Raw genomic sequence first — 11,897 nt, 5'->3', positions numbered from 1 at the left:
TCATATGTCATTTGCTTATAAAATATCGGGTTGGAATCGCCAACGTAAATGGAAGTTATTTTTGGCAGAAGTTCAACCAACTGCTAATACAACCGTTTTAGATCTCGGCTTTAGTGAACAAGAATATAGCGATACAGACAATTTTTTAGAGAAACATTATCCTTACGAGGAACAAATAACTGCTCTTTGCATTGAGATACCTGATATATACTTATCATCTCGTAAAGATTCTGATTTTAAAGTCCCAGAAGAAGCAATTTTGAGGAAAAAGAACGAATCTTCAGAACGTTACCCGCACTTAAAAATTGTTAATTACGATGGGAAAATATTTCCATTTGATAATCAAACATTTGATGTTTGTTGGTCAAATGCTGTTTTAGAGCATGTCGGAAATGAAGAAGAGCAAATTCTCTTTTTAAAAGAGATTAAAAGAGTAGCCAAGAAAGCATTTATTACGACACCGAACAAGTATTTCCCTGTCGAACTACATACGCGGACGCCACTCTTACACTTTTTACCGAAAAAAATCTTTGACCGCTATTTGCATTCTGTAGGAAAGGGATGGGCAGCCAATGATTACATGTACTTATTATCTATTTGGGATTTGCATAAGCGGCTGCGTGCTGCCGGAATTACAAACTACAAGATTATCAAAAATAGATTATTGTCATTTGTCATGGATTTTGTGATTATTTTTGAAGCAGATCAGAACAGTGAAAAAGAGAGTATTGCTCAATCGGTTAGCAGAAGCCACTCTTGAGTGAAAAATTTTCCTTAATTGTAGGAGTTGAAGTAAGTTATGCCGAAAGTTTCCGTTATCATTCCTGCTTACAATGCAATGAATTATCTGCCAGAAACTTTAGAAAGTGTTTTGCAGCAAAGTTTCTCTGATTTTGAAGTATTGATTATTGATGATGGTAGCTCGGATAATATTCAGGAATGGGTTTCTCTGATAACAGATCCACGAGTTAAACTCCTAACCCAAAAAAATCAAGGTTTATCCGGAGCGCGAAATACGGGGATACACAATTCTCATTCAGAGTACATAGCATTCCTTGATGCTGACGATTTATGGGAGCCAACTAAACTAGAAAAACAAGTGCGTTGCCTAGAAGAAAATCCAGAAGTTGGTTTGGTTTATACGTGGACTGCCTTAATTGATCATAAGGGGATATCTACAGGTAGAGTGTTTGTGAATTACGCCGAGGGTTATGTATGGAAGAGCCTAATTGAACACAATATTGTTGAATGTGGAAGTGTACCTATGGTTCGTCGCTGTTGCTTTGAAACCGAGGGGGTATTTGATCGGAATTTACGTTCTTATGTTGAAGATTGGGATATGTGGCTTCGGATCGCGGCGCGTTATCCTCTTAAATTGATCAAGGAACCTTTAGTTAAGTATCGACAGCATTCTGCAAGTGCTTCTAGAAACTGGGAAGCTATGGAACAGAGCTTTCGTATCGTGATCGAAAAAGCCTTTAACGCCGCACCAAACGAGTTGCAGTATTTAAAGAGCCGAAGCTATGGCTGTGCAAATCTTTGTCTTGCGTGGAAACCTCTACAAAGTCAACAAAAAGATTTGCAAAAGTCAATTTATTACCGTAGGCAAGCCTTAATACACTATCCTCAACTACGTTTCTCTAAAGAATATCTCCGACTGAGTTTGGCGATCGCTATCCTGGAGTTCTTAGGAATTGATGGCTACAGCAAATTACTGAATCTATTTTACACTTGGCGACGTAACATTCTGAATTTTTTTAGTTCCAAAATCATGACTAAATCTAGTTGAATTTCTAAGTATAAGCGATACAGAACTGATTCTTTACCCTTTTTTCAAAATTTAAACGAATATTCGTAAATTACTATGGAATTCCAACAACAATGCTAACCTCTGAAACCACTGAGTTACAAACCAAAAGTTACACAACACAGCCAGCGATCGCATTACTGCATTGTATGGACTTAATCGACGATTTTTTAGATCAAATTAATATTTCATTTGAAACTTTTTGTAATGAATTTATAGGGAGTTGGATGTTCGGCTACATCAACGCACTCAAACAAGTTGATGTGAGAACTGTACTATTCTGCGTGTCTGCCCGTTTTAAAGAACCGTCACGCTTCACTCATCTACCAAGTGGGATCACAATTTGTGTTTTACCGGCTCCTAAAGGTTATCTTGCCTACCGTGCTATTCGACATAAAGCACTAAAGCTTTACGGTGGAAGTGAAGGAAAAACGTTTAAAAATATCCAGGATACTAATGCAACTCGTCGTTCCTTACTAACAAAAACCAAGAATCTAGCTCAAAGTTTAGGTGCTTATCTGGCTACTCCAGTAGAGTTATTGGCACGTGAGATACGGCGGGAAAACTGCGAGGCTATTTTATGCCAAGAGTATGAGTATGCACGCTTTGATGTTTGTGTGCTTTTAGGGCAATTAATGCATCTGCCGGTATTTGCTACTTTTCAAGGAGGTGACAAAACCCATAGCATTCTTGAATACCCTGTACGACAGTTAGCGTTTCGCGGTTGTACCGGTGTGATCATCTCTACGAAAAAAGAAATTGAACGGGTTCGTGCTCGCTATAAAATACCCTCCGCTAAGATAGCCCGGATTTTCGATCCGATGGATACAGAGACATGGAGTGCTGTGGACAAAAGTGAGGCACGAATGGCGATCGGCATTCCTTTTAAGGCAAAAGTGGTGGTGTGTCACGGGCGCATTGAATTTTATCGAAAGGGTTTAGATATACTCCTAGCTGCTTGGGAGAAAATCTGCCGCGATCGTCCTGAACAAGATCTGCGATTACTACTTGTAGGGACAGGTTCCGACGCAGACAAACTTCGAGAGAACATTGCAAAAATGCAGTTACAAGGTGTGATATGGCGAGACGAATTTGTTCATGATCGCGATGCGCTTCGCCGTTACCTGTCTGCGGCTGACGTTTATACTCTTTCATCTCGACAAGAAGGCTTCCCCATAGCACCACTTGAAGCAATGGCTTGTGGTCTACCTGTAGTAGCTACCGATGCTCCGGGTGTACCAGACATTCTTGAAGGAGGTGAGGTTTCAGGTGGAGTTGTTGTTCCAAGGGAAGATTCCACAGCACTAGCCTTAGCACTTGGTCGTGTTCTCGATGATGAAACTTTGAGGTGCGAATTGGGTAAGCGCGCTCGTCATCGCATAGAGGAGTACTTCTTACCTAAGGTAACAGGTAAGCAACTGCGAGATTTGATGTTGAGATAAAAAGTATAAATCAGCCGCACATATTAATATCAAGGACTTGAAGTATGCCAAAAGTTTCCGTTGTCATCCCAGCCTATAATGCTATGGCTTTCTTGCCAGAAACCCTAGAAAGCGTTCTCAAGCAAACTTTCACTGATTTTGAAGTGTTGATTGTTAATGATGGCAGTTCAGATCACATTGTAGAATGGGCTTCTCAAATAACAGACCCGCGAGTGAGACTAATTACGCAAGAGAATCAGCGTGTGTCTGCTGCACGTAACACAGGTATTGCCAATGCTCAAGGTGAGTATATAGCATTCCTAGACGCTGACGATTTGTGGGAGCCAGCTAAGCTAGAAAAGCAGGTACTTTGTTTGGATAATAACCCAGAAGTAGGTTTGGTATACACTTGGACGCTTTTAGTAGATAAGCAAAACAAACCTACAGGCAGAATTTTTGCCTCCGATGTAGAGGGGAAAGCATGGGATAAAATTCTTGAAAACGACATGATTTCTAGTGGTAGCTGTCCGATGGTTCGTCGTTGTTGCTTTGAAGCTGTTGGAGTGTTTGACCGTGATTTAGCTTATGCACCTGATTTAGATATGTGGGTTCGCATTGCTTTTCGTTATCCGATAGCAGTAGTCAAAGAACCTTTGGTTCGTTATCGGCAAATTCCTAACAGTTTCTCCAGAAATCGGGAAAAGATGACTCAAGATCTTCGCCAAGTCATCGAGAAAACATTTCAATGTGTTCCTCTGGATTTATTGTATTTGAGAAACCGATGTTACGCCAGTATCATTCTCCCTTTAGCTTGGCTCGCTATAGACGAAGGGGACTATAAAAAGGCGATTCATTTCCGCCAGCAAGCTTTTCTACATTATCCACAAGTTTGTTTTTCTGAAAAATTTATACGTCTAAGTTTGGCAATATTTATGATCAGGTGGTTTGGTCCTCGTGGCTACGATGGAGTGCGAAACCTGACTCATATTCTACGTCAAAGCATGTTAGGTGTTTTCAGCTAACTATTTAATATGTATAGAGACATAAGCAATCAAGAACTAATAGTTGATCAAAGTCCTAATCGAAAGCAGTATTGGCTTAATTTATCGAAATATGGAGAGAAATTTTATTTTCCGCCAGTGCAACAAATTGTTCCACACTAAAACTAGCCGATTATTATGAATTTCTTTGCATTATATCCTTACAATGACAGATTCTTAAATTAGATAAAAGCAATATGATCGGTGTGATTACACCAGTGCGTAAATTTGTTGTTTAGATAGAGGAAGGAAAGTGTCAGATACTGTAATCCAAGTTGAAAACTTAGCAAAGAAGTACGTTATTGAACATCAAGAACAGGGAGTATCTAATTACAAGACATTTCGTGGAGCAATGACAGATGCTGCAAAATCCCTTACAAGAGTTTTTCAGGCTCATACAAAGAACGACGCAAAACCAGGGCGTGAGGAGTTTTGGGCACTACACAATGTCTCGTTTGAGATTAAACAAGGTGAAAGAGTCGGGATTATTGGGCGAAATGGAGCAGGGAAGTCAACACTGCTGAAAGTTCTTAGCAGAATTACAGAACCAACAAGGGGATTGATAAAAATTAAAGGACGAGTCGCAAGTTTATTAGAAGTCGGTACAGGTTTTCACCCAGAACTTACTGGTAGAGAGAATGTCTATCTTAATGGCGCGATCCTGGGTATGAGCAAAGCCGAGATTCAGCGAAAGTTTGATGAAATTGTTGCGTTTGCAGAAATTGAAAAGTTTTTAGATACACCAGTCAAGCGTTATTCTTCTGGAATGTATGTCCGTCTTGCATTTGCGGTAGCTGCTCACTTAGAGCCAGAAATTTTGATCGTAGATGAAGTCTTAGCAGTAGGAGATGCAACTTTCCAGAAAAAGTGCCTTGGCAAAATGGGAGAGGTTGCAGAAGGTGGTAGAACTGTACTGTTCGTTAGCCACAACATGCAAGCCATTAGGCGGTTATGTTCTCAAGCAATTTACCTTGAGCGAGGACTTACGAAAAAAGTCAATAATGTTGAAGAAGCAATCCAACTCTATTCTGCACAGTCATCTATGTCAACTTTTGATATTGACTTAGATTCAATGCGTAGAATTAGTGGATTTGGAGAAAAGGTTCGTTTACTTCGTCTTCAATTAGCTGGAGATACGGGTTTTAGCTACGGAGAACCTTTAAATTTAAAATTTACTATACAGTGCTTCCAGAAGATACCCGATTTAGTAATTGGAATTGGGTTTGACACATTAGATGGTAACAGGATCATGACACTTGACTCTGACCACAATCAACCTGCTTTACAACTACCAATAGGTATTCATGAAATTTGTTTGTATTTAGATAGAAATCCACTTCATCCAAATATTTATTATGTTGCTCCTGCAATACATTCACACAATTATCCTTTGGATGCTATCAGTAACCCGTTAATTTGGGAAGTTAGTTCAGGTCCTACTGATTTGGTTGGAGATAGAGGTTATGGAGGTTGTCGTCTACCTCTCAAAGTGTTTACACCAAATTTTTCATATTAATCATTTTGAATGGCAAACTCAAATTACTTAGAGATGTTCAGAACTTTTATAGTAGAATTCTTCTCACACTTACGCCTGTTAATACGTTGGAATTTTATCTTAGTACTCCATCGAGTAGCACAAATCCTTCAGCAAAATAGATCTCACACTAGTAAATATCAACCACGTAAGGTAGTACATATCTCGCCTAAATATTTTAGTGAACATTCATACATCGGTGGTGGGGAAAGATATCCCACTACTTTAGCGCAGACTATGGCTCATTATGTTGAGACTGTACTAATTACCTTTGGTGAAACCAGAAATAGCTGTATTCAAGAAAATCTGAGAGTGGAAGTATACCGCAAAATTGGAACTTTACCTGACTCTATATTTTATCTCTGGGAGTTAGTAAATGCTGATGTAGTACATTGCCATCAATATAAAACAACTTTAACTAATCTCACCGTTCTGATTAGTGCAATTTTAGGAAAGCGCATATTTGTGACAGATCACGGAGGATGGGCAAATAATTTTAGTGAACAACTCCCAATAGATAAATTTGTGGATAGATTCCTTACTGTCTCTGACTTTTCTGCAAAAACTTTAGCATTGACTGAAAGAACAGAGACAATATACGGCGGAGTTGCTCAAGAATTTATAGATGCACAAATCAGTGTTGAACGACAAACAAAGATTCTCTTTGTTGGACGCTTACTACCACATAAGGGAATTGATTATCTTATCGAAGCAGTAGATCAGGAGACACCATTAGACATCGTTGGTAGGATTTACGATGAAATATACTTTTCACACTTAAAAAAATTAGCAAGTAATAAGCGAATACGATTTATCACTCATGCTACTGATAATGAAATCGTTTCTAGTTATCTAAGTGCGACAGTAACAATACTTCCTTCAGTGTATGTAGATATGAATGGAATGAAACACCCAGCACCAGAACTACTGGGATTAGTGTTGCTAGAAAGCATGGCGTGTGGAACACCAGTTATCTGTACAAATGTAGGAGGTATGCCAGAAATAGTTGTGGACGGAGTTACTGGTTTTGTAGTGCCTCCCAATGAAAAAAATGTATTAAAAGATAGAATTAACTATTTAATAAATCATCCTAATATTGCATTAAATATGGGTAAAGAAGGGAGGCAAAAAGTGTTGAAAGAATTTACATGGGATGCAGTAACACAACGTTGCTTAAGTGCTTACAGTGGATAACTTTATCTAAGCTGAAATTACTTATTTCAAAATTCTACTGTGGTCAAACATGTATAACTAATTCCAGGATTTGAAAATGACGAAACTATTGATAATATTACCATCTACTCAACGTGGCGGTACGGAAGAATATGCATTAACCATCGCATCGGCGGCAGTAAAGAATGGTTGGGACGTACATGCAGCATTTCCAGAAATTACGACGACAGCAACACTAGTTCAAACCTTTGAGGAGAAAGATGTATATTATCACAGTTTAAATATTTCTGAAGTTAATAATTATAGATTTAAGACATTGAAATATATTTTGCAATTATTTAAAACGCTTATTCTCTTGTTTAAAATACAGCCAGATGTAGTACAAATAAACCTTCCAGGATTTGACTGCTGTTTTGGCAGTATACTAGCGTGTGGCTGGTTAAGAATACCAACATTGGTTGTGTTTCATTTATTCTTGGATCGTGCTTACTTCTCTGAGCATAAATTGAAACTTTATGCTTGGGCAAGAGCCAGAAATCAGCAGTGGACAGCAGTCTCAGAATACAATCGTCGATTAGTATCTGAATCATTTAGAATTCCCTCCAACGAAGTACTTCTTATCTATAATGGTGTCAACACTAAGGAGGTTGATAACAAAAATAAATCAGAGGGAATTGTCGATATACGTTATCAATTACGCCAAGAAATTGGAGTTCCTCAAAATAGTATACTTGTTTTAACAGTTGGGCGTTTGCATTCTCAAAAAGGCCATAAAGACTTGATCCCAACAATTCCTTATTTGATTAAAGACTTTCCAGATTTAAGGTTTATCTGGGTGGGGGATGGCGAGGAAAAAGAAAATTTAGTGAATCAGGTTCGAAGATATGGTGTAGAAGATAAAGTCTTTTTTCTAGGATATCGATCTGATGTATCAAGATTGCTCAAGTCTGCTGACCTTTTTGTATTTCCGACTCACTTTGAAGGACTACCACTTGCAGTGCTTGAATCAATGGCAAACAATTTGCCAATTATCACCACAGAAGCAGCTTCTATTCCAGAAGTCATTGAGGATAAAGTACACGGTTTGTTATGCAAGATAGGTGACAGTTGTGATTTACTGGAAGCTCTTCGTTGGGCTCTAGAACACCCTGATAAAATGAAACAAATGAGTATCAATGCAAAATTACGTGTCCAGGAATTCTCAGAAGATAGAATGGTTCAAGAAACTTTAAGTATCTTACAAAAGTTGAGTTATACTTTCCCAAAAATCTCACAATCCGTTGTCAAACATGAATTCTAATTATAATGAAGCAAAAAAGTATATATGAATACCCCTATTAAAATTCAGATTGTTAGCAGAGACATTCCAATTGAAAATACTATCGGTAACGCTACTTATATTCTAGATTTCATGCGTTACTTACGAAAGGCAGGTTGTAAAATCGAGTTTGTATTCCTTAATTCCTCACCTAACGGCAGATTTCCTTGGTATATCATCCCGCCTGCAATTGCAGAACTTGCGAATGTTTCTGCTAAAGATAACTTGAGGATAGGTCGTATTTTAGTTAGGTTTAATCCCTTATCTAACTTGGTAGCCGAGCTGCTGCGACCGATTTACAATCAGCTACCAAAAATGTTGAAGAATATTTATCGATCTTATAGAGATAGACGACAAGAAAAACCTATATATAAATATGGGGTTTCCTCTCAGCCTTGGGACACCTTAGCAAGCTTAGAAGAGATAAGTTTTGCCAATTTACGCTTTGTTAAATTCAAACCCGATGTCGTAGTAGTTAATTACGCCTTTTTAAGCGATATCTTATGCTCGCATTTTCTAAACGAAAAAGTATTAAAAGTCATACTTACACATGACGTACGTTCCCAAAGATCTGCTCACTTTAAAAAATTAAATTTTTCGACTTTTGAGTCATATTGGAGCGTGGAACAGGAAATTATAGCCTTAAGCAAAGCACAACTATTATTAGCCATCCAGCAAGAAGACGTAAATATCTTTAAGGAATTAGTCCCTCAATGTGACGTAATTCGTATGCCTATATCTGCTGTATGTCATTCTCACACTGTTAAGCAAATAGCTGGCCGTTGCTTGTTCGTCGGTAGTGCGACAGATCACAACTACTACGGTTTACAGTGGTTTCTTGAAAATGTATGGCCAATTATTGTACGGTTAATACCCAATTGCACCCTCCATGTATGTGGTAGTGTATGTGACTTAATTCAAGGCACTTTTCCCAATGTTCGTTTTTTAGGTAGAGTCGAGGATTTAAAGCCTGAATACAGTGCTGCCGAAGTTTGTCTGGTTCCTTTGGTTGCGGGTAGTGGGCTGAAGATTAAACTTGTAGAAGCGATGTCTTATGCTCGTGCTTGTGTTTCTACCAGTGTCGGTGTTCAAGGATTGCATGAGATTGTAGACAAAACTGTGCTGACAGCAGATCAATCTGAGGATTTCGCACTAGCTATACATACGCTCTTAACCAATCCAGGTAAACGCCAATGGATGGAGGAACAAGCTTATAGATACGTAACCGAAAAACTTTCTCCTCAAGCAGTTTATCAACCTTTTATAGATTATATTCACCAGTACTTGCAGCCAGGATCAAGGAGAACTCAAAAAGTGAAAACTAAGGAAACTGAGGATTTGAGCAACGTCACGTCTTTATTGTAGTCATTTAATCAGTTTGTATTGTTGTTTAGCCATCTCATTATCATGTTTTAGGCAGATAAAAAATAGCAGTCTAAATCTTAAAAATAAACACATAAAAAAGGTAGCAAAGATATGCAAGTAATAAGCAGAGTTCAATTTCCTAAGACATTAGAAGCTTCAGATGTATGTATAAAGTTAGAGACAGATAAATTAATAGATTTTTATGCAGGGAATAACAAGATTATTTTGCACTCAGGTAGCAAAATATCTTTCAACACTTACTTTAATTCAATCTACGAAAAATTCTATACCAAATACACAAGCCTGAAATCGCTGTACTATTTATTAAAGCTAGAGGGTGATTTTGAAATTTGTGCTTATCGGGAAACCTATGAGGCAAGTGAAAAAAAACTGATTTATCAACAAACAGAAAAAGGTTGTCAGGTATCAGATTATGTAAAGGTGGTATTACCAGAACTCAAGGAAAACGAACAAGCAGGTCGAATGTATTTGGAAATAACTTGTTTAAGTTTACAAGGCTTGTTTATAGAAGGATTAGTGGTAACCGACCAAGAAAAGCAGCGAGATGTATCTTTAGCTATTATCAGTTGTACATTCAAGAAAGAAGCCTACATTAAAAATACAGTTCATACCATATTACAAGACAGTTTTTTACAAAACAAGAAGTTTAATATCTTTGTTGTTGACAATGGTATAACTCTTAATGAAAGTGAATTTTTAGATGAAAGAGTTCAGCTTATTTCTAATAGAAATGTAGGGGGAAGTGGAGGATTCACAAGGGGATTGATTTCGGCGCTAGAGCAAGGCGTTTATACCCACTTCTTGTTTATGGATGACGATATAGAGTTAGACAGTGAAGCTATTTACAGGCTGTTTTCTTTATATGAATATGCACAACAGGACTTTGCCGTGGCTGGTAGTATGCTAGATCTATACAAAAAACACATTTTGTATGAAGCTGGAGCATTATATAATACATATTTGAACGAAGAACGAAACTTCCAGTATCATCCATTTTCAATTCATCTTCTTAAACATAATTTTGAGCTAAAAAAAACGACATCTCTTAACTTTCTTCTAGTAGAAGACAAGATAGATTACGGAGCATTCTGGTTTTTCTCTTTCTCCAAAGAAGTTGTAGAAAAGATTGGATTACCACTACCATTTTTCATCAAAGTAGATGACATAGAGTTCGGAGTAAGAATTAGTCAAAATTTTGAGAATGGGATAGTAGCTTTCCCATCGATAGCTGTATGGCATGAACCCTTTTATATGAAAAGACCAGTGTGGGATGTTTACTATTGGTTTCGTAATCACTTAATCTCAAATTCAATACACGGCTCACCTAAGTATTTTAGAGCAGTTAAATCTTTAACACACGGTATTATATATAACTTATTGAAATTTGATTATAACTCAGCACTAATGCTTGCTAAATCTTTTGAGCATTACATAGAGGGGCCTAATTTTATTAGAAATAATGACCCAGAAATTTTACATTCCCAGATTGTTCAACAAAGTAAAAGTCACAAAAGTCAAACTGTAATAGCTTCTAACACCTTGAATAAAGAAGATTATCAATTTACCAAAATTGGAAAATTTAAAAAACTGTTAAGCTTGGTAACACTCAATGGTCATTTTCTTCCCAAATCTCTGATTAGTGAAGAGAGTACAATGATTCGAGAGCGATATATTGCAATGGTTAAAGATGGATCTCAATCACAAATTTTACGTACTCATCGACACGAAGAACGTGACTCTGTTTGTAAAGCATTTGCTAAAAAAAGAATTATTTTTGTTCAGGAGCCCATTCCTTCATCTTATGAAAACGAAATAGACAAGAAAGCAGCTATGAATATTTTGTATTCTTGGATTAAATCTATTATTAAAGGCAGATTGATATGGGCAAAATTAACAACAGAATGGAAACAATCTGCCAAAGATTTAACATCTATTGAATTTTGGAAGTATTACCTTGAACACCAGAAATAACAATAAATCTCAATATACAGACTTTGCCCATATTCGTGGACAGGAAGAACATGACCTTTTGCTAAAACAAGAATTATTTTTATACAGGAAGAAATTCCTTACTCTTATCTGAATGAAATAGATAAGGAGGCAGTTATGGATATTTTATCTTCGTGGATTAAATCTATTGTTAAAGGTAGATTGCGATGGTCAAAATCAACAGCAGAATGGAAAGAAGCTGCAAAATATTTTACATCGAGTGAATTTT

9 protein-coding genes are annotated in these 11,897 nt (G+C 37.3%); all 9 read left to right on the top strand.

From position 1 onward, the window contains the following. Nucleotides 1-4: 4 nt before the first annotated feature. The 9 genes from G4P69_RS19825 to G4P69_RS19785 all read left to right on the top strand — a co-directional run bounded on the left by G4P69_RS19825 (nucleotide 5) and on the right by G4P69_RS19785 (nucleotide 11,650). Entirely contained in the window at nucleotides 5-760 is a 756-nt protein-coding gene (locus G4P69_RS19825; RefSeq protein ID WP_208339780.1) for a class I SAM-dependent methyltransferase, read from the top strand. A 39-nt stretch (nucleotides 761-799) separates the two neighbouring features. Then, on the top strand, nucleotides 800-1,789 hold the full coding sequence (locus G4P69_RS19820) for a glycosyltransferase family 2 protein (protein ID WP_208339781.1): 990 nt from the start codon (nucleotides 800-802) through the stop codon (nucleotides 1,787-1,789). Nucleotides 1,790-1,881: 92 nt separating this feature from the next. Continuing rightward, a complete protein-coding gene (locus tag G4P69_RS19815) occupies nucleotides 1,882-3,249 on the top strand; it encodes a glycosyltransferase family 4 protein (RefSeq protein WP_208339782.1) in 1,368 nt (455 codons plus the stop codon). A gap of 44 nt (nucleotides 3,250-3,293) precedes the next feature. Next, a complete protein-coding gene (locus G4P69_RS19810; protein ID WP_208339783.1) occupies nucleotides 3,294-4,250 on the top strand; it encodes a glycosyltransferase family 2 protein in 957 nt (318 codons plus the stop codon). 271 nt (nucleotides 4,251-4,521) lie between these two features. Next, a complete protein-coding gene (locus G4P69_RS19805; protein WP_208339784.1) occupies nucleotides 4,522-5,784 on the top strand; it encodes an ABC transporter ATP-binding protein in 1,263 nt (420 codons plus the stop codon). A 9-nt stretch (nucleotides 5,785-5,793) separates the two neighbouring features. Next, nucleotides 5,794-6,996: a glycosyltransferase family 4 protein gene (locus G4P69_RS19800; protein WP_208339785.1), complete on the top strand. Its 1,203-nt coding sequence runs from the start codon at nucleotides 5,794-5,796 to the stop codon at nucleotides 6,994-6,996. A gap of 76 nt (nucleotides 6,997-7,072) precedes the next feature. Continuing rightward, nucleotides 7,073-8,275 carry a glycosyltransferase gene (locus tag G4P69_RS19795; RefSeq protein WP_208339786.1) on the top strand — a complete coding sequence of 401 codons (1,203 nt, stop codon included), beginning with the start codon at nucleotides 7,073-7,075 and terminating at the stop codon, nucleotides 8,273-8,275. Nucleotides 8,276-8,299: 24 nt separating this feature from the next. Continuing rightward, nucleotides 8,300-9,658, top strand: a complete 1,359-nt coding sequence (locus G4P69_RS19790) for a glycosyltransferase (protein ID WP_208339787.1) — start codon at nucleotides 8,300-8,302, stop codon at nucleotides 9,656-9,658. A 111-nt stretch (nucleotides 9,659-9,769) separates the two neighbouring features. Further along, nucleotides 9,770-11,650 (top strand): glycosyltransferase family 2 protein, encoded by a 1,881-nt coding sequence (locus G4P69_RS19785; protein WP_208339788.1) that lies wholly within the window; start codon nucleotides 9,770-9,772, stop codon nucleotides 11,648-11,650. Nucleotides 11,651-11,897: the final 247 nt, after the last annotated feature.

It is taken from the genome of Aetokthonos hydrillicola CCALA 1050, from assembly GCF_017591665.1.
GTDB lineage: Bacteria > Cyanobacteriota > Cyanobacteriia > Cyanobacteriales > Nostocaceae > Aetokthonos > Aetokthonos hydrillicola.
The sequence above is the reverse complement of the archived record's forward strand: the minus strand, read 5'-3'. Positions and strand labels throughout refer to the sequence as shown.